This window comes from Vibrio limimangrovi, assembly GCF_054064025.1.
Window position 1 is genome coordinate 437,961 of record NZ_JBSUGF010000001.1, and the last position, 24,999, is coordinate 462,959.

Annotated in this window: 21 protein-coding genes, 1 tRNA gene and 1 riboswitch; of the genes, 7 read left to right on the forward strand and 15 right to left on the reverse strand. The window is 45.3% G+C overall.

Going from position 1 to position 24,999, the window contains the following annotated elements; genetic code table 11:
- Positions 1 to 101: 101 nt before the first annotated feature.
- Positions 102 to 1,298: an acetate kinase gene (locus tag ACWYU8_RS01925; RefSeq protein WP_457516649.1), complete on the forward strand. Its 1,197-nt coding sequence runs from the start codon at positions 102 to 104 to the stop codon at positions 1,296 to 1,298.
- A gap of 136 nt (positions 1,299 to 1,434) precedes the next feature.
- Positions 1,435 to 3,579, forward strand: coding sequence for a phosphate acetyltransferase (gene pta / locus ACWYU8_RS01930; RefSeq protein ID WP_457516650.1), 2,145 nt, complete (start codon positions 1,435 to 1,437; stop codon positions 3,577 to 3,579).
- 63 nt (positions 3,580 to 3,642) lie between these two features.
- Here the strand turns inward: pta and ACWYU8_RS01935 are convergent, their stop codons facing one another.
- The 12 genes from ACWYU8_RS01935 to moaA form a co-directional block, all read right to left on the reverse strand.
- Complete coding sequence (locus ACWYU8_RS01935) at positions 3,643 to 4,917, reverse strand: MgtC/SapB family protein (RefSeq protein ID WP_457516651.1); 1,275 nt, start codon at positions 4,915 to 4,917, stop codon at positions 3,643 to 3,645.
- 163 nt (positions 4,918 to 5,080) lie between these two features.
- The gene (locus ACWYU8_RS01940; protein ID WP_457516653.1) at positions 5,081 to 6,031 is read right to left on the reverse strand and encodes a glutathione S-transferase family protein; all 951 of its coding nucleotides are present in this window, start codon (positions 6,029 to 6,031) and stop codon (positions 5,081 to 5,083) included.
- A gap of 185 nt (positions 6,032 to 6,216) precedes the next feature.
- The gene (gene oppF / locus ACWYU8_RS01945; protein WP_457516655.1) at positions 6,217 to 7,212 is read right to left on the reverse strand and encodes a murein tripeptide/oligopeptide ABC transporter ATP binding protein OppF; all 996 of its coding nucleotides are present in this window, start codon (positions 7,210 to 7,212) and stop codon (positions 6,217 to 6,219) included.
- Positions 7,209 to 8,180 (reverse strand): oligopeptide ABC transporter ATP-binding protein OppD, encoded by a 972-nt coding sequence (gene oppD / locus ACWYU8_RS01950; protein ID WP_457516656.1) that lies wholly within the window; start codon positions 8,178 to 8,180, stop codon positions 7,209 to 7,211. The genes oppF and oppD overlap by 4 nt, the downstream gene beginning before the upstream one ends.
- A 25-nt stretch (positions 8,181 to 8,205) precedes the next feature.
- Positions 8,206 to 9,108, reverse strand: coding sequence for an oligopeptide ABC transporter permease OppC (oppC, locus tag ACWYU8_RS01955; RefSeq protein ID WP_457516658.1), 903 nt, complete (start codon positions 9,106 to 9,108; stop codon positions 8,206 to 8,208).
- A 15-nt stretch (positions 9,109 to 9,123) separates the two neighbouring features.
- Positions 9,124 to 10,044, reverse strand: a complete 921-nt coding sequence (gene oppB, locus ACWYU8_RS01960; protein WP_457516660.1) for an oligopeptide ABC transporter permease OppB — start codon at positions 10,042 to 10,044, stop codon at positions 9,124 to 9,126.
- A gap of 131 nt (positions 10,045 to 10,175) precedes the next feature.
- Positions 10,176 to 11,861, reverse strand: a complete 1,686-nt coding sequence (locus ACWYU8_RS01965) for an ABC transporter substrate-binding protein (protein WP_457516662.1) — start codon at positions 11,859 to 11,861, stop codon at positions 10,176 to 10,178.
- Between the two features lie 564 nt (positions 11,862 to 12,425).
- Positions 12,426 to 12,878, reverse strand: a complete 453-nt coding sequence (gene moaE, locus ACWYU8_RS01970; protein ID WP_457516664.1) for a molybdopterin synthase catalytic subunit MoaE — start codon at positions 12,876 to 12,878, stop codon at positions 12,426 to 12,428.
- 1 nt (position 12,879) lies between these two features.
- Positions 12,880 to 13,137, reverse strand: a complete 258-nt coding sequence (gene moaD / locus ACWYU8_RS01975; protein WP_457516665.1) for a molybdopterin synthase sulfur carrier subunit — start codon at positions 13,135 to 13,137, stop codon at positions 12,880 to 12,882.
- Complete coding sequence (moaC, locus tag ACWYU8_RS01980; protein WP_457516667.1) at positions 13,134 to 13,613, reverse strand: cyclic pyranopterin monophosphate synthase MoaC; 480 nt, start codon at positions 13,611 to 13,613, stop codon at positions 13,134 to 13,136. Before moaC ends, moaD begins: the two co-directional genes overlap by 4 nt.
- Positions 13,614 to 13,640: 27 nt before the next feature.
- Positions 13,641 to 14,153: a molybdenum cofactor biosynthesis protein B gene (moaB, locus tag ACWYU8_RS01985; RefSeq protein ID WP_457516669.1), complete on the reverse strand. Its 513-nt coding sequence runs from the start codon at positions 14,151 to 14,153 to the stop codon at positions 13,641 to 13,643.
- 104 nt (positions 14,154 to 14,257) lie between these two features.
- The gene (moaA, locus tag ACWYU8_RS01990) at positions 14,258 to 15,247 is read right to left on the reverse strand and encodes a GTP 3',8-cyclase MoaA (protein WP_457516671.1); all 990 of its coding nucleotides are present in this window, start codon (positions 15,245 to 15,247) and stop codon (positions 14,258 to 14,260) included.
- A riboswitch (molybdenum cofactor riboswitch) is annotated at positions 15,236 to 15,373 on the reverse strand. It overlaps the preceding gene by 12 nt.
- Before the next feature lie 180 nt (positions 15,374 to 15,553).
- Between moaA and ACWYU8_RS01995 the strand changes: the two genes are divergently transcribed.
- The gene (locus tag ACWYU8_RS01995) at positions 15,554 to 16,453 is read left to right on the forward strand and encodes a YvcK family protein (RefSeq protein ID WP_457516673.1); all 900 of its coding nucleotides are present in this window, start codon (positions 15,554 to 15,556) and stop codon (positions 16,451 to 16,453) included.
- Between the two features lie 65 nt (positions 16,454 to 16,518).
- On the opposite strand, the gene luxU is transcribed toward ACWYU8_RS01995, so the two are convergent.
- The 3 genes from luxU to uvrB all read right to left on the reverse strand — a co-directional run bounded on the left by luxU (position 16,519) and on the right by uvrB (position 20,625).
- Positions 16,519 to 16,863 (reverse strand): quorum-sensing phosphorelay protein LuxU, encoded by a 345-nt coding sequence (gene luxU, locus ACWYU8_RS02000; RefSeq protein ID WP_457516675.1) that lies wholly within the window; start codon positions 16,861 to 16,863, stop codon positions 16,519 to 16,521.
- Positions 16,860 to 18,263 carry a quorum-sensing sigma-54 dependent transcriptional regulator LuxO gene (gene luxO, locus ACWYU8_RS02005; RefSeq protein ID WP_457516676.1) on the reverse strand — a complete coding sequence of 468 codons (1,404 nt, stop codon included), beginning with the start codon at positions 18,261 to 18,263 and terminating at the stop codon, positions 16,860 to 16,862. Before luxO ends, luxU begins: the two co-directional genes overlap by 4 nt.
- Before the next feature lie 331 nt (positions 18,264 to 18,594).
- Entirely contained in the window at positions 18,595 to 20,625 is a 2,031-nt protein-coding gene (gene uvrB, locus ACWYU8_RS02010) for an excinuclease ABC subunit UvrB (protein ID WP_457516677.1), read from the reverse strand.
- A gap of 564 nt (positions 20,626 to 21,189) precedes the next feature.
- Between uvrB and ACWYU8_RS02015 the strand changes: the two genes are divergently transcribed.
- The 4 genes from ACWYU8_RS02015 to rsxC all read left to right on the forward strand — a co-directional run.
- Positions 21,190 to 21,265: transfer RNA gene (locus ACWYU8_RS02015), tRNA-Asn, on the forward strand.
- 337 nt (positions 21,266 to 21,602) lie between these two features.
- Positions 21,603 to 22,181, forward strand: a complete 579-nt coding sequence (gene rsxA, locus ACWYU8_RS02020; RefSeq protein WP_457516698.1) for an electron transport complex subunit RsxA — start codon at positions 21,603 to 21,605, stop codon at positions 22,179 to 22,181.
- A gap of 3 nt (positions 22,182 to 22,184) precedes the next feature.
- Positions 22,185 to 22,781, forward strand: coding sequence for an electron transport complex subunit RsxB (gene rsxB, locus ACWYU8_RS02025; protein WP_457516679.1), 597 nt, complete (start codon positions 22,185 to 22,187; stop codon positions 22,779 to 22,781).
- Between the two features lie 8 nt (positions 22,782 to 22,789).
- Positions 22,790 to 24,999, forward strand: a 2,210-nt coding sequence (gene rsxC, locus ACWYU8_RS02030; protein WP_457516681.1) for an electron transport complex subunit RsxC, incomplete at its 3' end; no start/stop codon positions are given.

Genomic DNA, 24,999 nt, shown 5'->3' on the forward strand with positions numbered 1-24,999 from the left:
TGACCAAGATTAGTACGCAGCATTGCTGGTATCGACTATTCTTGTGATTAATTTTTCATTCTTTAACTGATTTTGATCAGACGAATAACAGGTAGTCATACATGTCTAAGCTAGTTTTAGTTTTAAACTGCGGTAGTTCTTCTCTTAAATTTGCCGTTGTTGATGCCGAGAACGGCGACGAGCACTTATCAGGTCTTGCTGAGTGTCTTCACCTTCCTGAAGCTCGCATTAAGTGGAAACTTGATGGTAAGCACGAAGCTCAACTAGGCGATGGTGCAGCACACGAAGAAGCACTAGCGTTCATGGTAGAAACTATTCTTGCTTCTAAGCCAGAGCTTTCTGAAAACCTAGCAGCTATTGGTCACCGTGTAGTACACGGCGGCGAACAGTTCACTCAGTCTGCACTTATCACTGACGACGTACTGAAAGGTATCGAAGACTGTGCGACACTAGCACCGCTTCACAACCCTGCACACATCATCGGTATTAAAGCAGCTCAAAAATCTTTCCCAGCGCTTAAAAACGTTGCTGTGTTCGATACTGCTTTCCACCAAACTATGCCAGCAGAGTCTTATCTATACGCTCTTCCATACAACCTGTACAAAGAGCACGGCATCCGTCGCTACGGCATGCACGGTACTTCTCACCTATTTATCACTCGTGAAGTTGCAGGCCTACTGAACAAGCCAGTTGAAGAAGTAAACATCATCAACTGTCACCTAGGTAACGGTGCTTCTGTATGTGCAGTTAAAAACGGTAAGTCTGTAGATACTTCAATGGGTCTAACGCCACTTGAAGGTCTGGTTATGGGTACTCGTTGTGGTGACATCGATCCTGCTATCATCTTCCACCTACACGACGCACTAGGTTACTCTGTTGAGAAAATCAACACTATGCTAACTAAAGAGTCTGGCCTGCTAGGTCTGACTGAAGTGACTTCTGACTGTCGTTTCGTTGAAGACAACTACGGCGAAAAAGAAGAAGCAACTCGCGCGATGGACGTATTCTGTCACCGTCTGGCTAAGTACGTTGCTGGTTACACTGCAACTCTGGATGGTCGCCTAGACGCAATCACTTTCACTGGCGGTATCGGCGAAAACTCTGCTCCAATCCGTGAGATGGTTCTAAACCGCCTGGGTATCTTTGGCATCGAAGTTGACAGTGAAGCTAACCTTAAAGCACGTTTCGGCGGCGAAGGTACTATCACTACAGCTAACAGCCGTATCCCTGCAATGGTAATTTCGACTAACGAAGAGCTTGTCATTGCTGAAGACACTGCGCGCCTAGCAGGTCTTTAATGAATTATCTGGCTAGCCAACAGGCTAGCCAGTTTTTCTTCCAAAGAAGTTCTTTTGGGGCTCAGTCCCTATTCTTTGAATGTCATGGAATAAGAGTTGAGCTTTTATCTCTCCCAATAGCAAAGGTACTCTTCGAATGTCTCGTACTATTATGCTTATCCCTGCAAGTGCTGGTGTTGGTTTAACTAGCGTTAGCATGGGTGTTCTTCGCGCTATGGAGCGCAAAGGCGTTAAAGTTTCTTTCTACAAGCCAATTGCTCAGCCACGCAGCGGTGGTGATCAACCTGATCTGACTTCAACCATCGTTGGCCGTAACAGCGATATGAAGATTGGCCAACCTATGATGATGTCTGTTGCTGAAAGCCTAATCGGTAACGACAACATGGACGAGCTGTTAGAAACCATTGTTGAGCGTTACAACCAAATCAACAAAGATGCAGACGTAACTCTTATCGAAGGTTTGGTTCCTACTCGTAAGCACCCATTCGCTAACCAAGTGAACGCGGAAATCGCAGCAACACTTGGCGCTGAAATTGTTCTGGTAGCCACTCCGGGTACTGATAACCCAGCTCAGCTTAAAGAGCGTATCGAAGTTGCATGTTCAAACTTTGGTGGCACTAAGAACAAAAACATCTCAGGCGTTATCATCAACAAACTAAACGCACCTGTTGATGAAGCTGGCCGTACTCGCCCTGACCTATCTGAAATCTTTGATGATGCAGACAGCGCGAAACAAAACGAAATGAAAGTGATGGAGATCTTCAACACTTCTCCAATTCGTGTTCTTGGTTGTGTGCCTTGGAGCATCGACCTGATTGCGACTCGTGCAATTGACATGGCGAAGCATCTGAAAGCAGAAATCGTCAACGAAGGTGACATCAAAACTCGCCGTATCAAGAGCATTACATTCTGTGCACGTTCTTTACCGCACATGATTGAGCACTTCAAACCGGGTTCACTTCTAGTAACTTCAGCTGACCGCCCTGACGTAATCGTTGCGGCTTCTCTTGCTGCAATGAACGGCGTGGATATCGGTGCTGTACTGCTTACTGGTGGTTACGATATTCCAGAAGAAATTGCTAGCCTATGTAAGCCTGCTTTTGGCACTGGCCTGCCAATCTTCAAAGCACAAGGTAACACTTGGCAGACATCTCTAAACCTACAGAGCTTCAGCATTGAAGTTCCTGCAGACGATAAAGAGCGTATCGAGTTCATTAACGAACACGTTGCTGGTCATATCGACGGTAACTGGATCGAGTCAATGACAGAAGGTACTCAGAAGTCTCGTCGTCTAAGCCCACCAGCATTCCGTTACCAGCTAACTGAATATGCTCGTAAAGCAGGTAAACGTATCGTTCTTCCTGAAGGTGATGAGCCACGTACAGTTAAAGCAGCGGCTATCTGTGCAGAGCGCGGTATTGCTGAGTGTGTGCTTCTGGGTAACCCGGCAGAGATTAAACGCGTAGCAGCACAACAAGGTGTTGAGCTAGGCGCTGGCGTTCAAATCATCGATGCTGATGCGATCCGTGAAAACTACGTTGCTCGTTTAGTTGAACTACGCGGTTCGAAAGGCATGACTGAAGTCGTTGCTCGTGAGAAGCTACAAGATTCAGTCTTCCTGGGCACTATGATGCTTGAGAACAACGAAGTTGACGGTCTGGTTTCTGGTGCTGTACACACTACGGCGAACACTATTGTTCCTCCGTTCCAAATCATCAAGACTGCACCTAACGCGTCTATCGTTTCTTCCGTATTCTTCATGCTTCTGCCTGATCAAGTACTGGTTTACGGTGACTGTGCAATCAACCCAGATCCAACGGCAGAGCAACTTGCAGAAATCGCTATCCAGTCTGCAGACTCTGCAGCGGCATTTGGTATCGAACCACGCGTAGCGATGATCTCATACTCGACTGGTGAATCAGGTAAAGGTGCTGACGTAGATAAAGTACGTGAAGCAACGAAACTGGCTCAAGAAAAACGTCCAGATCTAATCATCGACGGTCCTCTACAGTACGACGCAGCTATCATGGAAAACGTAGCCGCTTCTAAAGCGCCTAACTCTCCAGTAGCAGGTAAAGCGACTGTATTTGTATTCCCAGATCTAAACACTGGTAATACAACTTACAAAGCGGTACAGCGCAGTGCAGACCTAGTATCTATCGGTCCAATGCTGCAAGGTATGCGTAAGCCTGTAAACGACCTGTCTCGTGGTGCTCTAGTAGACGATATCGTATACACAATCGCACTAACAGCGATCCAGGCAGACCAAGAGCAGAAGTAATTCGCCTCCCAATCTAACTGGTACTATTTTAAAGCCCTCGATTCATCGAGGGTTTTTTTATTGTCAGTAGATGGCTAAGAAAGACAGGCCACCTACAATTACACACCCGATCATCACAGGAGTCACTCGGTGCCATAGCCTCCTTTCACCTAATGCTATCACCATCCCCATCTTAACAACCGTGTTCACCGATGCGGCGATGATGATCCCCAGAGCCGCTGTTGTCACACTTAAGTGCTCAATACTCTGACGCCCAAGTGCAAGTGAAATGGCATCGACATCGGTGATTCCTGACAAAGCAGACAGAATCAAAATACCTGCACTACCAAACCAATCTGACAGCGCGTGAGAGAGCAACATAATCACTGCGAGCAACACGCCAAAAAATAGAGCGGATCTTAGTGCTAGAGGGTTACTTTGCTTATTCGATGGCTCAACCTGCTCGATTTGACTTCTTCTCCAGATCCACCAAGCGGGTAAGTAAAGCGCAGCCATCATCGCCAATACAATAGGCCACAGCAGTTTAACCAGTGACGGGTTAATGACGGACAAAATGATAAGTAGACGAGGGAACATGGTACCGCAGCTAAGTAGAATACCGCTCGCAAGCAGTGGGCTGATATTCGGTTGTTCACGAGATAAATGAGAAAATTGCAGCGTCAGTGCAGTTGAACTGCTGAGTCCGGCGAAAACTGACGTAAACAATATCCCTCGTTTTGCCCCCCCAATCTTAATCGCAAAGTAACCGACGAAAGAGATACTGGCGATTAAAACCACCATCCACCAAATCTCGTAAGGATTGAGCGCGCCCCAAGGGCCATAGGTTTTATTGGGTAACAGTGGAAGTAAAACGATAGAGATAAGAAGCAATCGTAGTGCTGCATCGAGTTCGTATTCTTGCAGTTTCTGCAAGGCTTCGTGCAGCTCTCTCTTATTATCCAGAACTAATGCGGTAATGACCGCTGCTGATGCGGCAAGTACAGCCTCACCAGCAACGGCCAAACTCCCTAAAACAAAGGTAACCAGGAGACTAACCAAGCCTGTGATACTGACGTCGCCACTGTCTTTTTGCCTCATCATAAACGCAATACACGCCAATATCACCAGGGCAATCAACGCAAAGCCAAGTAACAAAGGGGAATAGTGATCCGCGAGAATGGCAACCAATCCACCAAGCAAACCAACAAGTGAATAAGTACGAATACCCGCGACGCGACTACCCTCAACACTGTTGCGCTTCACCCAGCCACGTTGGATACCAATAATAGCGCCCAACAGCAGAGCAATAAGCAGATTCCAAATAAGATGCTCACCCGTTGCAAACTCGTTGATATTCATACCCCACCCCGTTAAAAGATCGGTTCTATATCATTAGTTTATGCTATGGGCCGGAATAATCTGTGACATCAGGTAAAATAACAGGAAAAGCATATAGATGCATATCTCGTCCTGTTAACTACAAACTAAAAAGCACCACAACGGTGATGCTTTATCAGAAGAATTAATTTGAAAGTTGTTCACGCCCGTGTGGCGACTCTAAATCTAACTCAGGACCTTTTGGGACAACCTGTGTCGGGTTGATTCCGGTGTGGCTGAAGTAGTAATGGCGCTTGATGTGATAGAAATCCGTCGTCTCAGCGATACCGTCTACTTGATACAACTCTTTTAAGTAGCCCTGAATATGGGTGTAATCCGCAATTCGTTTTTTATTGCATTTAAAATGGCCAACATACACGGCATCAAAACGTATCAATGTTGTGAACAAACGCCAGTCTGCCTCAGTGATCTGATTACCTGTTAGATAACGATTTGTAGCCAGATGTGCATCAATTTTATCTAACGCAGAAAACAACGAATCAAATGCGTCTTCATAAGCATCCTGCGTGGTCGCGAATCCACAGCGGTAAACACCATTATTCACATTCGGGTAGATAAAGTCGTTCCACTCATCGATAACGGATTGTAGATGCGCGGGATAATAGTCAGCGTGATTATCCGTTAGCTCATTAAATGCAGAATTGAACATACGAATGATTTCAGAAGACTCATTTGAAACGATGGTGTTGGTTTTTTTATCCCATAAAACAGGAACCGTCACACGCCCCGTATAATCAGGTTTCGCTTGGGTATAAATTTGATGCATACGGGTATGGCCAAATAATGGTTCAGGCAGACCCATTTGCCAGCCTTGACTCAACATATCCGGGCATACGACCGTGACGTCAATATGCTCTTCTAACCCTTTAAGCTTACGGAAAATGAGTGTTCGATGCGCCCAAGGGCAAGCAAGAGAAACATACAGGTGGTATCGCCCGGATTCGGGTTTAAATTCAGCATCCGGCTCATCTTGAATCCAATTGCGAAACCCAGCATCTTCGCGGACAAACTTACCGCCGTTTGATTTCGTATCGTACCAGACATCGTGCCAAACACCTTCAACCAGCTTACCCATTCTCGCTCTCCTCTTGTTCTATTTTTCTCTATATTAGCGATTCGTGGCGCACAGAAAACAATCGTACTTAGGACATGTCGTTCAAGAAATTCGAATGAATGAAGAACACTTAACTCAAAAAAGACAAGCAATAAAAAAGCGCGACCCTGATAAAAGAGTCGCGCTTAAGCTGAGTATAAGCTGCATTAATTACACTGAACGTGTAGACAAGCTACCGAGTGAATATCACTTCCTTGAATTCTCGGTTTTGTCTTCGCACACTCTTCAGTTGCTATAGGGCAACGAGTACGGAAGACACAGCCCGACGGTGGATTAATAGGTGATGGCAAATCACCTTCCAGCATTTGGATCGTCTTGCTACGTTCAATTTTAGGATCGGGAATTGGCACTGCCGACATCAATGCTCGCGTGTATGGGTGCTTAGGATCCGCAAACAGTGCATCAGCTTCACCAATTTCTACGGCATTACCCAGATACATGACCAGTACGCGGTCAGAAATGTGTTTCACCACTGACAAGTCGTGCGCAATGAACACCAAAGATAGACCAAGCTCTTTCTGAAGCTCTTTAAGCAAGTTCACCACCTGAGCCTGAATCGACACATCCAGTGCTGAAACAGGTTCGTCACAGATGATCATTTTTGGCTTCAGAATAAGTGCCCGTGCGATACCGATACGTTGACACTGACCACCGGAGAACTCGTGTGGGTAACGGTTGATCACGTTTGGCAGCAGGCCTACCTTTGCCATCATCTCTTTAACGCGGCCTTTTATCTCTTGCTTTGAAAGCTCCGGATAGAAGGTTTCTAGCGGCTCAGCGATAATGTCACCGACGGTCATACGCGGGTTCAGAGATGCCAGAGGATCCTGGAAAATCATTTGGATTTCTTTGCGCGTTTCACGGCGTTGCGCGTCTTTCATCCTAGTCAGATCTTGCCCAAGCCAAACGACTTCGCCTTCCGTTGCTTCTACTAAGCCGATGATGGCACGAGCAAACGTCGACTTACCGCAACCTGATTCACCGACAACACCCAGAGTTTCCCCTTCATACAAACGGACGTTAACGCCATCAACCGCTTTTAGGTTTGAAGGCTTGGTCCAAGGCCATGCTGACTTTGCTGCAATACTAAAGTGAACTTTAAGATCTTTAACGTCTAGTAGTAGAGATTTATCTGTTCTCATTTCTTCCAAGCCTCCCAATCAGAAAAACATGCGCGCTGACGACCTGTACCAAATGGTGTCAAAATCGGAGCTTCTTGCTTACAACGATCCATCACACGATGGCAACGCTCCTGATAAGGGCAGCCAGTTGGGAGGCGTAGTAAGTTAGGTGGGTTACCTGGGATTGTTGGCAGAATATCACCTTCAGTATCCAGACGAGGGATCGCTTTCAACAGACCTTCTGCATATGGGTGGCTTGGGTTATAGAAGATTTCATCTACCGTACCGTATTCCATTGTACGGCCTGCGTACATAACCAGTACTTTGTCACATGAGCCCGCGACGACCCCAAGGTCGTGAGTGATCATAATGATTGCCGTATTGAACTCTTGCTTCAATTCGTTAAGCAATTCCATGATCTGTGCTTGAACGGTTACGTCTAGTGCTGTCGTTGGTTCATCGGCAATCAGTAGCTTTGGACGACACAAAAGTGCCATCGCGATCATTACACGCTGACGCATACCACCAGAAAACTCGTGCGGGTACATGGTAATACGCTTGCGCGCTTCTGGAATTTTAACCGCTTCCAGCATGCGTACCGATTCTTCAAATGCTTCCGCCTTACCCATGCCTTTGTGAAGCATTAATACTTCCATCAGCTGGTCACTTACCTTCATGTAAGGGTTTAGTGACGTCATTGGGTCCTGGAAGATCATCGCGATCTGTTCCGCACGGACTTTATTAAGTTCTTTTTCAGGCAGGTTCAGGATCTCTTTACCTTCAAACTTCGCGCTACCAGAAATGATGCCGTTTTTAGCCAGCAGACCCATGATTGCGAATACGGTTTGAGATTTACCTGAACCCGACTCCCCTACGATACCCAGAGTTTCACCTTGGTTCAGAGAGAAGTTCAAATCGTTAACTGCGGTGACAATACCGTCTTGAGTGGTAAATTCGACACGCAGATCTTTGACATCTAATAAGCTCATCGTTGCTTCCTTAATCTATCTTTAATTATCTGTCTTTAGGATCCAGCGCATCGCGCAGACCGTCACCAACGTAGTTGAAGCAAAACAGAGTCACAACCATGAACGCTGCTGGGAACGCCAGCTGCCAGATTGCCACTTCCATTGTCTGTGCACCTTCTTGTAGAAGTGCGCCCCAACTTGTCATTGGTTCCTGTACACCAAGACCAAGGAACGATAGGAATGATTCTGTCAGAATCATACTAGGGATAAGCAGCGTAGAGTAAACTGCAACGATACCAAGTACGTTCGGTACGATATGGCGAGTAATGATCTTCCAGTTACTTACACCACAAACGTGCGCCGCTTCGATGAACTCTTTACTACGTAGGCTAAGTGTCTGACCGCGTACGATACGAGCCATGTCCAGCCATGCGATTGCACCAATCGCCACGAAGATAAGAATGATGTTACGGCCGAAGAAGGTTACTAGTACGATAACCAGGAACATGAACGGTACCGCGTATAAGATCTCGAGGATACGCATCATGATACGGTCAACTCTACCGCCAATGAAGCCAGATGTTGCACCATACAGAGTACCTATCAGTACCGCTACAAATGCCCCCATGACACCAACCATCAATGAGATTCGGCCACCAATCAGTGTACGTACGTACAAATCACGGCCTAAGCTGTCGGTACCAAACCAGTGATCAGCGTTTGGAGCGACGTGCATCGCGTACCAGTCTGTATCATCAAATGCATATGGTGCGATCATCGGCAGAAAAATCACTGCAAATGTCATAAGCGTCAGGATAAACAAACTCACCATCGCTGCTTTGTTGCGCATAAAGCGAATACGAGCATCCTGCCAAAGACTGCGACCTTCAATCTCTAAGTTTTCAGAGAATTTTTCAATCGCTTCTAGGTTTTCTTTTTTCGTTAACATAACCAAACGTCCCTGTTAGTAGCGAATTTTCGGGTCAATCATTGCAAGTAGAATATCGACAATCGCGTTGAATAGGATAAATAAAAAACCAATCAGAATGGTTACACCCATTACTAGCGAGTAGTCACGGTTAAATGCAGCGTTAACGAAAAGCTTACCAATGCCTGGCAGACCAAAGATGGTTTCGATCACAACAGAGCCGGTAATAATACCTACGAATGCAGGCCCCATGTAAGAAACAACGGGAAGTAGTGCTGGCTTAAGTGCGTGCTTTAGAATGATGTAACGGTAGCTTAGACCCTTCGCACGAGCGGTACGGATAAAGTTACTGTTTAATGTCTCGATCATTGAGCCACGAGTAATACGCGCAAAGGTTGCTACGTATAAAAGAGACATACCAATCACAGGAAGTACCAGGTACTTCAAGCCACCGTCGTTCCATCCACCAGCAGGAAAAATATGCCAATGAAGAGAGAATAGGTAGATCAGTGCTGGAGCTAATACGAATGACGGCATGACTACGCCTATCATCGCCGTTGACATAATGGTGTAATCGAGCCAGGTATTATGTTTCAAAGCGGCTATCGTACCGACCGTCACCCCCATGATCAGGGTGAAGATAAAGGCGATAAAACCCACTTTTGCCGATACAGGTAACGCAACGGAAATCAGTTCGTTAACGGTGTAATCCAGATACTTAAAGGATGGTCCGAAATCACCCTGGAGAACGTTAAACAAATAAGTTGTGTATTGCTCGAATACAGGCTTATCTAAGCCATATTTAGCTTCGATGTTCGCCATAACTTCAGGTGGTAGTGGACGTTCTGTCGAGAATGGATTTCCCGGAGCAAAACGCATAAGAAAGAAAGATACGGTGATCAAAACCAACATGGTTGGGATCGCCTCAAATATCCTTTTTGCGATGAATTTAAGCATAAACTCACTCTTTCAGTCTGTGACAGTGTAAATGAAAAACAATGGCCCAAATTTAGGACACAACAACATAAGCACTACATGTAATTTCTTACATGCAGTGCCTGATTTTTATAATTCTATCTGATTAAGATTTACTCAGTGATGTATAGGTCTTTAGAGTAGATCTTTTCTTCTGCGTTGTTAGCTGGGAAGCCACCAACTTTTGGAGACAGTAGACGTGATTTCACGTACTGGTAGATAGGTGCAATCGGCATATCCTTCGCCATCAGCTTCTCAGCCTCCGCGTAAAGCGCTTGACGCTCTTCGTCCGATGTAGAAGCAAATGCTTTGTTCATGATCTCGTCGTATTCTTTACTGTCGTAGTGAATACCACCAGTCGTGTTGTTGCTCATCATTAATGTAAGGAATGATGAAGCTTCGTTGTAGTCACCACACCATCCGGCACGAGCTACTTCGAAGTTACCCGAATCTTTAGAAGATAGGTACGTTTTCCACTCTTGGTTTTCTAATGTTACGTCAAGACCCAAGGTTTTCTTCCACATAGAACCTAGAGCAACCGCTACTTTCTTGTGGTTCTCTGAAGTATTGTAAAGAAGGTTGAATTTCAGTGGGTTGTCTTTACCGTAACCTGCTTCTTCCAGAAGACGAGTAGCTTCTGCGTTACGCTCTTCCTGAGTCATCTTACCGTAAGCTGGCATTTCAGGATTGAAGCCTGCTGTGATTTCAGGCGTTAGGAAGTAAGCTGGTTTTTGACCTTGGCCCATGATCGCATCACTTACGATGTTACGGTCAATTGCGTAAGAGATCGCTTTACGAACGCGCACATCATCAAACGGTGCTTTCTTGGTGTTAAACAGGTAGTAGTAGGTACATAGGTTACCCACAACAGATACTGATTCTGGGTGCTCTTTTTGTAGACGTTTGAAGTGTTCTACAGGTACTTCATAACTAATGTCGATTTCACCCGCTAGGAAACGATTCATTTCCGCTACCTGGTTTTCGATAGGCAGGAAAGTCACTTTGTCTAGAGTTGTATGCTCGTTGTCCCAATACTGTTCGTTACGTTTCAAGACCAAACGTTCGTTTACAACCCATTTATCTACAACATAAGCGCCGTTACCGACAAAGTTCTCTGGTTTCGTCCACTGATCACCGAACTTTTCAACCGTTGCTTGGTGTACAGGTTTCACTGTTGTGTGACCCATCATCATAACGAAGTACGGTACGGCAGTATCAAGCTCAACAACCAATGTGTGGTCATCAACCGCTTTGACACCCAGTTCGCTCTTGTCCATTTTACCCGCAACAATGTCTTTCGCATTCTTCATCTTGGTGTATTCCATGTACCAAGCGTATGGAGAAGCGGTTGCAGGATCGACTGCACGCTGGAAGCTATAAACGAAATCGCCAGCGGTTACCGGATCACCGTTCGACCATTTAGCGTCTTTACGTAGGTGGAATGTGAACGTTTTATTGTCTTCAGTTTCCCAAGATTCAGCAACACCAGGGATAGTCTTACCGTCTGCATCTTGGTTTACAAGGCCTTCAAGTAGGTCTCGAATCACGTGAGATTCAGGAACACCTTGAGATTTGTGTGGGTCGATTGTCGCTACTTCTGTACCGTTACCACGCACTAACTCTTGAACCGCCGCAAGTTTTGGTTCTGAAGAATCAGATTTCGCTTCCGTGGTTGGGGCTGGTGCAGGAGCAGGCTGAGCTGCTTGCTTTTCTTCTGGCTTATCGCCACCACAACCAGCAAGCGCTAGAGAAAGACCAGCACCAATAAATAAAGCGCGCGTGATTTTATTCTTATACATGCGTAAAACTCCAAATTTTTTTGTTTGCATCCATGACCTCTTTGCAGGTTCACATAAACGGGCTGTGATTTAGACATTAAAGAGTGCAAAAACTGAGCACAAAAAAATCTAAAACCATACAAAGACTGCGGCACACATTAGCAATCATTGAAGTTATTTGCCATAAAAATGTAGTAAAAAGACCGATAATCCTGCATGTATCGCACAAAACCAGCAAAAAACGCTAGTTAAAAACTATTCGCTAGCTAAAGAGGAACACTAACCTCCCCTAATTAGAGTAAAGTTTCGAATAATCTAAGTTAAAACTGATTAGTAGCATCATATACTACCCATTTAAACATTATTAACACTTCATGGGCATTACACTCCGCAAACGTTTGCGTATATGTCGTTTGAAGCGAACCAAAATTGTGCAGAAAAGTCGAAAAACAAAGGCAGAATTTTCGTGCTTCAAGTGGTCGGTCATAACACTGGAATTTAGATAAAAAAGTAAAAATAAAAAAGCTAAGCATTTGTAATACTTAGCTTTAAATATTTAAATTGGGGAAAACACTTACTACACTATTATTCCCATCGCTGTGCGGTTTTGTGATCGGCGTCTCGTGATTCAATCCAGCGAGATTCGCTTGTTGTGCGTTCTTTTTTCCAAAATGGTGCTTTGGTCTTGAGGTAATCCATTATGAATTCGCAAGCATCAAATGCCGCTCCACGATGAGCACTAGAAACACCAACGAATACAATTTGATCGCCGATGTCCAAATCACCAACGCGATGAATGACGCGTACACTAAGTAATGGCCAGCGTGATTCGGCTTCATCACAGATATCACTCAGGCTCTTTTCTGTCATACCCGGATAATGTTCCAGATGCAAACCAACGACGTTACTACCCAAGTTCATATCACGAACTTTGCCGATGAAAGTGACAACCGCACCTGCCGCTGTACCTTCGGATAATCGTTGGTACTCTTGTTCAACAGAAAAATCTTCAGCCTGAACAGAAACACGAGGATCCATATTAACCTCCGGTTACTGGTGGGAAAAATGCGACTTCATCACCCGCTTTCACTTCGGTATCAAGAGGAACAATGGATTGGTTAACAGCAGAAAGCAACTTACCTGGTTGCAGTGCAAGATCCCATTTCCCAGTCTTCTCTGCGCCCGACTCAACTAAGTGCGAACGTATAGCTTCTACCGTATCGAACCGACCGTCTAACTCAAGGCTATCGACGCCTACCAACTCACGTGTTTGTGCGAAGAACAGTACTTTAATCATAATTCCGCCTTGAAGTGTCCAGATTTTCCGCCTGTCTTTTCAAGCAGACGGACTTGGCCAATGACCATATCTTTCTGTACGGCTTTACACATATCATAAATGGTTAACGCAGCGACAGAAGCCGCCGTTAATGCTTCCATCTCCACGCCCGTCTTGCCCGCAAGTTTACATACCGATTCGATACGCACTTTACTTTCAGACTCAATGGCTTCTAGCTGAACTTCGACTTTAGACAACAAAAGCGGATGGCAAAGAGGGATCAAATCCCACGTCTTTTTCGCAGCTTGAATACCGGCAATGCGAGCAGTCGCAAACACATCGCCTTTATGATGATGCCCAGAAACGATCAGCTGCAGTGTTTCTGGTGCCATATGAACAAATGCTTCAGCTCGAGCTTCTCGTACTGTTTCAACTTTGGCCGAAACGTCCACCATATTGGCTTCGCCCGATGCATTGATATGTGTAAATTGGGTCATTGTTTTACCTTCGCTAATTTCGAGAGGTTACACAGATAGGTGTGGCATAAAGTTACAAGGACGGTGACTTGCATCCATCTGCTGCTTGATGATTTTCGTCCAACCTGTACGGCATGCACCTGTAGAACCCGGCATAGCAAAAATAACGGTATGGTTAGCAAAGCCAGCAATCGCACGCGACTGGATAGTAGAGGTACCAATTTCTTCATAAGAAACCATGCGGAACAACTCTCCAAAACCTTCCACTTCTTTATCGAAAAGTGGCTTAAGCGCTTCTGGCGTGCTATCACGCGAAGTAAAGCCCGTACCACCGGTAATCATGATCGCTTGCACGTTTTCATCTGCAATCCATTGAGAAACAATCGCACGAATTTTGTACATGTCATCGATAACAATTTTCTTATCAACAACGTGGTGACCTGCTTCTTGCGCGTGCTCCGCAAGGTAACGACCTGATGTGTCGTTCTCTTCAGTACGAGTGTCAGATACCGTTAGAACGGCAATGTTTGCAGGTTGGAATTTGCTTTCAGCGTGGCCCATTTGTTCACCTATTCTCTTAAATTAGTTGGGATATATTTTTTATCGATTCTGAAAAAGTAAAAGAAAGTCTGAGGAGGACTCTCTTTATAAAAAGTTGCGAAAACTTAGCCACCGATAGACGCGAGATGAGGCGTCATACCCGGATTACCATCATGTAAGAAATGGCTAACAGACTTCGTTTGCAGTTGAGCTTGAATACGTTCGATTAACTCACTTTCTTGATCATCACGTTCTAGCAGATCTCGTAAATCAATCCCGTGCTCACCAAATAAACACAGATGCAGCTTACCAATCGCAGAAACACGCAGGCGGTTACAGCTCTCGCAGAAATCCTTCTCATAAGGCATGATCAAGCCTATTTCACCCTTGTAATCTGGATGTACAAAGACTTGTGCCGGACCATCATTACGCGAGCGGACTTTTAGTAGCCAACCATTGGCAATCAATTGATTACGAATAGCAACGCCGGAAACATGATGCTTGTTGAACAGGTCATTCATTTCCCCAGTCTGCATTAGTTCTATAAAACGCAGTTGGATAGGACGCTCTTTGATCCAATTGAGAAAAGCAGGCAATTCATGATGGTTGAGATCTTTCATCAACACGACGTTCACTTTGACTTGCTCAAAGCCGACTTCAAACGCTCGCTCAATACCATTCATCACTTCTGTGAATTTATTTTCACCTGTGATTTGATGGAACATACGAGGATCAAGGCTATCCACACTCACATTGATATGCGTCAGACCCGCATCCCGCCAGTCTGCTACCTGCTTGGCCATGCGATAACCGTTCGTCGTCGTCGCCACTTTTTCTATACCGCGGGTAGTCGCGACCGAGTGAATAATGTCAGTAAAGTCTTTACGTAAGCTAGGCTCACCGCCAGTAATACGAACTTTTGACGTACCACAATCAGCAAAGGCCGTCACGACCCGCTGGATTTCAGGAAGCGATAAAAAAGACGAGTTTTTTTTACCCGAAGGTTTATAACCATCAGGCAGGCAATAGGTACATTTGAAATTACAAACGTCAGTAACAGACAGACGCAAGTAATAGAATTTACGATGAAATTTGTCTTCGAATTGTTGCGCCACGGAACACCTTTCCAAACACGGGAGGCGTGGTCATTTCCAACCATGCCCTTGTGGCAGCATGCCACTGGCTCAAAACACCTATCCTCAATTGGACTTAGTATCGTGAGCTCGGAGTTATGGCAACCAGAGATAGTAAAACTCTGATAGCTTTGCGGAGTAAAATACTGAATATTTATAATGGAATCCAGACTTGAGGTCTAAAAAATCCCTTTAGACACACAAATTACCGCTAATTGAGTACCGCAAAAGGACTCGTTACGTTAAATTGTAGCCGTTTTTACAAAGTTCATAAGAAGAATAAGACGTATGAGTATCTATACGGATAATAAAGTAGTCGCAGTTGGCGGTGGTCATGGCTTAGGTCGAATGTTGGCCGCATTGCGCGATTTTGGTGGAAACGCCACTGGTATTGTTGCCACTACAGATAATGGTGGTTCCACTGGTCGAATTCGCCATTGTCAGGGTGGTATCGCTTGGGGAGACACGCGTAACTGTATTAATCAGTTGATCACTGAGCCCTCCATCAGTTCAATGATGTTCGAATACCGTTTTAAAGGCAGTGGAGAACTGGACGGTCACAATCTGGGCAACCTAATGCTCACAGCTCTGGACAACCTGTCGGTGCGTCCGCTGGATGCCATCAACCTTATCCGCAATATGCTGAAAGTTGATGTGAATATTCTGCCTATGTCGGAACACCCATCCGATCTGTCTGCCCTGTCGGTAGATGGAAAATGGGTAACGGGTGAGACTAACGTCGACCACATGGAAGCCGATCTTCGCCGTTTAGATTTGTCTCCAGAAGTACCAGCGACAAAAGAAGCTATTACCGCCTTATCAGAAGCGAATGCGATCATTCTCGGGCCGGGAAGTTTTCTGACCAGCATAATGCCACCACTGTTGCTGCCAGAACTGGGTAAAGCTATCGCGAAAAACCACAATGCCAAAGTCATTTTCGTCTCTAACTTAAGCCCGGAATATGGCCCTGCTGGCCGAATGACGATGGTGCAAAAACTGGAATGGTGTGAACGTGCGCTACAAGGCAGAAAAATAGATGTCGTGCTAGCTGAAAAAGCAGAACAAGAAGTACTCGACAGATGGAACGTAGTCACCGAGTCACTGGCTTCAACCAATCGAGACTGGCGTCATGACCGAAACAAACTCAAGAGATCTATTGAAAATCAGCTGTTAAATAAAACAAAATAACTCTGGAACAACAAAGCCCTTCACTCAACATTGAAGGGCTTTGTGTTTGTAATCGATTGAGATTTTTACTGATTCCAGGCTCGATAAACCTCTTGCGTATCTCGCAGCACATCAATCATGGTAGTGGCTTCTTCCCCATTGACCGCCAAATCACACACTTTAGCTTTCTTATCGATAGAAATCGCTAACTCACATAAGCGATCGGCCCCAAAACTGGCTGCGCTGCTTTTAAGAGCATGACTGATGTCTTTCAGATAGGTCAGTTGTTCTTCACCTTCATATTTCTGTAGGTGTTCAATATAAGTATGAATTTCTCCTAAGAAGATATCGAGCAAGACGGGGACGTTTTCACTGCCGATTTCCTGGGATAGCTGTTCTATTTTCTGCTGATTTAACATACTCATACTCATATTTTTTGGCGCTCTTGTTTACTGTTCCATGCTTGCAACTTACGATAAATAGTGGATGGGCTGACATCAAGATAGCCTGCCGCTCTGGGAATATTTCCATCGCATGCTTCGATCGCCCGTTCAATAGCCACTTTTTCAGTCATCCACAATGGCACAATATCTGACGCCATCATCACCTTTGATTCGACGAAGTTAGCCGCGCTTACGCGTTCCAAAGGTTTATTTAGTGGTGGCGGTAACATATCTAAGGTAATTTCTTTACCGTGATTCAACACTACAATGTTACGCAGGACATTCTGTAACTGACGCACGTTACCCGGCCATTCATAACTGTTGAAACGATCAATCACCTCTTGAGAAAATCGAACGAAGCTCTTTCCCTCTTCGTGAGACATATAACCAAGCAACGAATAAGCGATTTCAATGACATCTTCTCCACGCTCACGCAATGGCGGCAGATGCAATGGAATTACATACAAACGGTAGTACAAATCTTCGCGGAATCGCCCTTCCTGAACCTCTTTCCATGGGTCGCGGTTGGTTGCACACACGAAGCGCACATCCACACTCTTCATTTTGGACGATCCTACTTTCTGGAATGTGCCAGTTTGGATAAATCGCAACAGCTTGGTTTGCAAATCCAAATCCATTTCACACAACTCATCGAGGAAAAGCGTGCCGCCATCCGCTAATTCTGCCGCACCTTGACGATCATTCGCCGCGCCAGTGAACGCGCCTTTTACGTGACCGAACAACTCACTTTCAATCAGGTCTTTAGGGATCGCTGCACAGTTAATTGCGATGAACGGCTTATCACCACGCTTACTCGCAGCATGGATAGCCTCCGCGCACACCTCTTTACCCGTACCACTTTCACCAGTAATGAAAATGCTCGCCTTACTGCTGGCTGCAGAGTCGATGGTACGATATACCTGCTGCATGGTTTGGCTACTGCCGATGAAGCCCTGATAATTCTGGTTACCGGGATTATCCGCTTCATTTTTTAACTTGGTGGCTTTACGGATAGCGTTGTTTACTGTGACGCGCAAACGGTCAGCTTCACACGGTTTAATCAGGAAATCTTGCGAACCGTGACGCATTGCCTCGACTGCCGTATCGATGGAACCATGTGCGGTCATAAAAATGATTGGAACATCAGGATGACTATTCTTAACGGCATGTAGTACATCCATCCCCGTCATGTCGGGCAGACGTAAATCAAGCAAGATAAGGTCTGGAATACGGTGATTAAGGCTTTCAATCGCATCTCGGCCAGTACCGACAATATTGATGTCGATGCCCAGCGGTGTGAGGTAGGATCGATACAACGCCGCAACGGATGCGGTGTCTTCAACCATTAACAAATAACGTGACTTTTGATCTATTGTAGTTTGTTGCATAACCTAGCTAACTTTTTTGTTGTGTTTTAAATAATAATCGCATTATGCTTTGCATTTTGCAAATAACAATACTGAGGTTATGGGTAATTGAGATCAATACAAATGAATTTCAACAGCTTAATTGACTGGCATAAAACATGCTGAATAAACGTTGACCCCTTGGGTCACCTAGCCAACTGACGTTGTTAGTGAACAAAATGTTCGCATGTAAAGCCAATAGAAACGACTGCCTATTGGCTTCTTTTTTACGTGATGCATTACCCACAGTTATAGCATAGCTAACTATAGGCAAATACATCGCACCAAAAGGTACGACGTTCCAAAGAGGCCTTTAACTATTGGCAATGAATTGTGCACGCAATTTTTCAATTTCATCACGTTTTTCAGCCGCCAGTTCGAATTCCAGATCCTGTGCATGCTGATACATCGCTGCTTCCAGCCTGCTGATCTCTTTATCTAACTGCTGTGGAGACATGACGTCATAAGACTGAGACGGCTCAGCCACTTTGGACAATGGCACTTGCTTGTTCGTACGCTGACGCTTGGACTTGGTGATATCACCCAGTTCCATAATGTCTTTGATATTGCGTTTCAACGCTTGTGGCACGATCCCCATCTTTTCATTGTATGCTTGTTGCTTCTCGCGGCGACGATTCGTTTCATCCATTGCTTTTTTCATGGATTTGGTGATGGTGTCGCCGTACAAGATGGCCTTACCTTCAAGATTTCGAGCTGCACGACCAATCGTCTGAATAAGAGAACGTTCAGAACGCAAGAAGCCCTCTTTATCGGCATCCAAAATAGCCACCAGCGAAACTTCAGGCATATCCAAACCTTCTCGCAGTAAGTTGATGCCTACAAGCACGTCAAATTCGCCCAAACGAAGATCCCGAATAATTTCAACACGTTCAACAGTATCGATATCCGAGTGAAGATAACGTACACGAACATCATGCTCATGCAGATACTCAGTCAAATCTTCGGCCATTCGTTTGGTTAACGTTGTGACCAGAACACGCTCATCTTTCGCCGCTCGGATACGAATCTCAGAAAGCAAATCATCCACCTGAGTCGCAACTGGCCGCACTTCCAATTCAGGATCGAGCAAACCGGTTGGACGCACAACTTGATCCGCAATATCACCTGCCGATTTCTCCAGTTCATAATTTCCTGGCGTTGCAGAGACAAAAATAGTCTGCGGCGCAAGTGACTCGAATTCTTCAAACTTGAGTGGGCGGTTATCTAACGCAGAAGGCAGACGAAAACCAAACTCAACCAAGGTTTCCTTACGCGAACGGTCACCTTTATACATTGCGCCAATCTGTGGCACGGTCACGTGTGACTCGTCAATAATCAGCAGACCGTCATGAGGCAGGTAATCAAACAGCGTTGGTGGCGGCTCGCCCTCAGAACGGCCGCTTAAGTAACGAGAGTAGTTTTCGATACCTGAACAGAAACCGAGTTCGTTCATCATTTCGATGTCGAATTGGGTTCGCTGACTTATGCGTTGCTCTTCGAGAAGTTTATTGTTGTCCAATAATTGCTTCTTACGTACTTCGAGTTCCACTTTAATATTCTCAATCGCTTCAAGAACACGGTCACGTGGCGTAACATAATGCGTTTTAGGATAGATGGTGTAACGCGGTAAATCGCGATGCTTAACTACACCGGTAAGCGGATCGAATACACTGATACAGTCGATTTCATCATCGAACATTTCGACTCTCACCGCATCTTGATCGGATTCTGCAGGAAAAATATCAATGACTTCACCACGAACACGGAACTGACCTCGCTCGAACGCAACATCGTTCCGCTTGTATTGAAGTTCTGCTAAACGACGCAGCATATCACGCTGATCGATCACATCCCCACGACGTAAATGCAACATCATCTGCAGATAAGATTCGGGATCGCCCAAACCGTAGATAGCAGAAACCGAAGCGACAATAATCGCGTCTTTACGCTCTAGTAACGCTTTAGTTGCTGATAATCGCATTTGTTCAATGTGCGCGTTAACCGATGCATCCTTTTCAATAAAAGTATCCGTGGTCGGCACGTAGGCTTCCGGTTGGTAGTAATCGTAGTAAGAAACGAAATATTCGACTGCGTTATTAGGAAAGAAGGATTTCATCTCGCCATATAGCTGCGCTGCGAGGGTTTTATTAGGTGCAAGTAAAATGGCAGGACGTTGAGCCTGAGCAATAACATTAGCCAGAGTAAAAGTCTTACCTGAACCCGTCACACCTAAAAGCGTTTGATGTGCAAGACCCGCATCTAAGCCTTCAAGTAACTGCTTAATCGCACCTGGTTGGTCGCCTGATGGCTGATAATCAGAGACCAGTTCATAAACTTTACTCATACCCTTCCTCACTTTACTGCTTTACATTATATCGGCTGTATATATATACACCTTAGTAGACGAAATCTACGTCTAGGCGACTTTTATTTACCATTGTTAATATAATTATCTCTTTGTCTATATCGCTATAGCCTTATTCAGAGCACTCTGATATAGTACTTCGCCCTAGCCAATGATAGTTCCCCAACTTCATTTTTAGTTTCCACAAGTTTTCCCCAAAAAATAGTTCAAACTACGTTTATCCCCAAAAGTTTAACTTTTATCCACTTTGACTATTCAAGCCTAGGTTCTAATAACCCTCTGTTTTATCAGCTTAATTAGAGTATAAACCTGCTTATACTCCCAACCAAAGTAAACCGTGTTGCATATCAATTAACTTTACTCAGAATTCATCAACACAGTTATCCACAAATTTGGTGGATAAGTAACCCTAGCCCTTTACTGGCAAGCAATACAAAAAAGTAAAGAGTTTTACATGATATATTTTCTAAAAAATGTATTTCATTACTGTTGACAGTAGATTTGGTGGTCGGTAAGATTTGCCCCGCTTTCTAGCAAAGCAATTCCCCCTTAGTTCAGTCGGTAGAACGGCGGACTGTTAATCCGTATGTCGCAAGTTCAAGTCTTGCAGGGGGAGCCAAATTCCAGAAAAAGCTCAGTTGAAAAACTGGGCTTTTTTCGTTTTAAACCATGGTTCGTTTATTTTCGATTCGAAGCCATCAACGCTTGAACGTAATGCCATTGATTCATCGGGCAATGACAGCGTTCAACAAAATGACGTTCATCAACTCATCGACTAGATCTCATTTCACCCACAAATCATTCACCAAAGCTCTAATTTTGATAAAAATTCATCTATCTGAATCACATACGCGGCTATTTTTCCACCGTGTATATAAAACCACATCGTTCACTGGTTGTTATTGGTGTCACAAAACACGATAATATCGGGATCGGAATTTATGAACGTAATAACTATGACCGAATATATTTTGTTGTTAGTCGGCACGGTGCTGGTGAACAACTTTGTACTGGTAAAATTTTTGGGTCTCTGTCCTTTCATGGGTGTGTCCAAAAAACTGGAAACAGCAATTGGTATGGGCTTAGCAACCACTTTCGTGCTAACGCTCGCGTCAGTGTGTGCATATTTAGTGGAAAGCTACATCCTTCATCCACTGGGTATCGAATATCTGCGAACCATGAGCTTTATCTTAGTTATCGCAGTTGTGGTGCAGTTTACTGAAATGGTTGTGCACAAAACCAGCCCGACACTCTATCGCCTGCTTGGTATTTTCTTACCGTTGATTACGACAAACTGTGCGGTACTGGGTGTTGCCCTACTTAACATCAATGAAAACCATAATTTCATTGAGTCCATCATCTACGGTTTTGGTGCAGCTGTCGGCTTTTCACTCGTACTCATTCTATTTGCCTCAATGCGCGAACGTATTTCTGCCGCTGATGTGCCCCTTCCATTTAAGGGCGCTTCCATCGCAATGATCACGGCCGGCCTGATGTCGCTTGCCTTCATGGGCTTTACTGGTTTGGTGAAGTAAACAATGAGTACGATACTAATTGCCATTATTGCACTCGTTGTACTTGCTGCGATTTTCGGGGCGATACTTGGTTTTGCTTCTATCCGCTTTAAAGTTGAAGCCGATCCTATCGTCGATCAAATCGATGCCATCTTGCCTCAAACCCAGTGTGGTCAATGCGGTTACCCTGGCTGTCGCCCATACGCAGAAGCCATTGCCAATGGTGACCATATTAATAAATGTCCTCCTGGTGGCCAAGCTACGATAGAAAAGCTCGCTGACCTGATGGGTGTTGAACCAGAAGAGTCAGCACACGATCTGGAGAATAAAGTCCCTACGGTCGCTTTCATTCATGAAGATATGTGCATTGGCTGTACCAAATGTATTCAGGCTTGCCCTGTTGATGCCATTGTTGGTGGAACAAAAGCACTTCATACCGTTATCAAAGAAGAGTGTACTGGTTGTGATTTATGTGTCGCACCTTGTCCGACTGACTGTATTGAAATGATTCCTGTGGCAACTACCACGGACAGCTGGAAGTGGCAACTTAACACTATTCCAGTACTTAATATTACGGATGCTGCACAAGACGCAGCAAACGTGAAAGATTCAATTGATTAAGGTTTCGTATGTTGTCTTTGATTGAACAAATTCGTACTGGGTCACTTTGGAGTTTCCCTGGTGGTGTGCATCCTGCTGAAAATAAAAAACAATCCAATAAAGAAAATTTGGTTCACGCAGCACTTCCGGCAGAAATCGTCCTACCAATAAAACAACACATCGGTAAAGCGGGTAAATTGCTCGTTGCTGTTGGTAACACCGTATTAAAAGGCCAGCCGTTAACACAATCAGAAACGGGCTTCACAGTGCCAGTTCATGCGCCGACTTCCGGACAAATCACGGCGATTGAACCCAGAACTGTCGCTCACCCATCAGGGCTGAGTGAGTTATGCGTCATTATAAAACCAGACGGTCGTGAAGCCTGGGGCGAGAAAACTCCTGTTGCCGATTACACACAAAAAACCGCTGATGAATTGATCGACGTAATTCGTCTTGCTGGTATTTCGGGTATGGGCGGCGCTGGCTTCCCTACAGCAAAAAAGATCCAATCTGGTGTTGCTCGCACAGAAATCCTGATTGTTAATGCAGCTGAATGTGAGCCTTACATCACATCCGATGACAAGTTAATGCAGGAACATGCTGAAGAACTGATTCAGGGTATTGAAATTGTCGAACATATCCTAAAGCCAAAACTGACCATCATCGGTATCGAAGACAACAAACCCGATGCAATTAAAGCGCTAGAAAATGCGGCATTAAACAAAGATATTGTCATCCGGGTGATTCCAACAAAGTACCCTTCTGGCGGCGAAAAACAGCTGATCAAAATTCTGACCAATAAAGAAGTACCCAGTGGTGCGATCCCGGCAGATATTGGCATTTTGGTGCAGAACGTCGGGTCTTTGTATTCAATAAAGCGAGCGATCATTGACGGCGAGCCCGTTATACAGCGAGTTGTGACACTTACTGGTAAGGCATTCAAACACCCGCGAAATGTTTGGGCATTATTAGGCACACCAGTGCAAGCTCTGCTAGATGAGTTTGGCTACAAAGCTGATAAAAAGCTCCCTCGCTTGATCATGGGTGGTCCTATGATGGGCTTTACCCTACCCCACTCTCAAGTACCTATTACCAAGACAGCAAACTGTATTCTTGCGCCTACTCGCTTTGAAATTTCTGCCAGCCAATATGAGATGGAATGTATTCGCTGTGGCCAATGTGCTGAAGCCTGCCCTGCATCATTACTTCCTCAGCAGCTCTTATGGCACTCCAAAGCGGAAGAGTATGACAAACTTGAAGAGTTACATCTTAAAGATTGTATTGAGTGTGGCGCTTGTGCCTTCGTCTGCCCAAGTGAAATTCCGCTGGTTCAGTACTACCGCCAAGCAAAAGCGGAGATGCGTACCAGAGCACAAGAAGCGGAAGCCGCTGATCGTGCAAAACAGCGCTTCGAAGAGAAAAAAGCGCGTATGGAGCGCGAAAAAGAAGAACGTGAAAACCGCTTTAAGAAAGCAGCGGATGATCGCCGCAAAGAAATGAAGTCAACCAGTGGCGATGATGCGATAGCCGCTGCGATTGCTCGTGTGAAAGCGCAAAAAGCGAACGCGGAAGACAAGGCAGAACCGACTGTGAAGCCAGCGGTTGCTGCTGCGATTGCCAAAGCCAAAGCCAAACAAGCGGCTGCGGCAGAAGCAGGAGCTACCGAGCCAGATAACTCAGAAATGGCTAAGTTGCGTGAAGAGCGTAAGCGTCTCGCTCGTGAACGCAAGGCCGAGAAAGAACAGAGTGAAGGTTCTGACGATAAAACTGATGATAAAAAATCAACCGTAGCAGCTGCGATTGCTCGTGCCAAAGCTGAGCAAGAAGTAGAATCACAGCCTGCGGCTGAAGAAGAGGCTCTATCTCAGCAAACAGAAGATCCGAAAAAAGCCGCCGTGGCTGCTGCCATAGCTCGCGCGAAAGCCCGTAAAGCTCAGCAAGAAGCAGAACCAAAACCTGCTGAAGACGAAGCCCCGGCTGAGCAAACTGAAGATCCAAAGAAAGCCGCCGTCGCTGCAGCTATAGCTCGCGCGAAAGCGCGTAAAGCTCAGCAAGAAGCAGAACCAAAACCTGCTGAAGACGAAGCTCCGGCTGAGCAAACTGAAGATCCGAAGAAAGCCGCCGTGGCTGCTGCCATTGCTCGCGCGAAAGCCCGAAAAGCGCAGCAAGAAGCAGAACCAAAACCTGCTGAAGACGAAGCTCCGGCTGAGCAAACTGAAGATCCGAAGAAAGCCGCCGT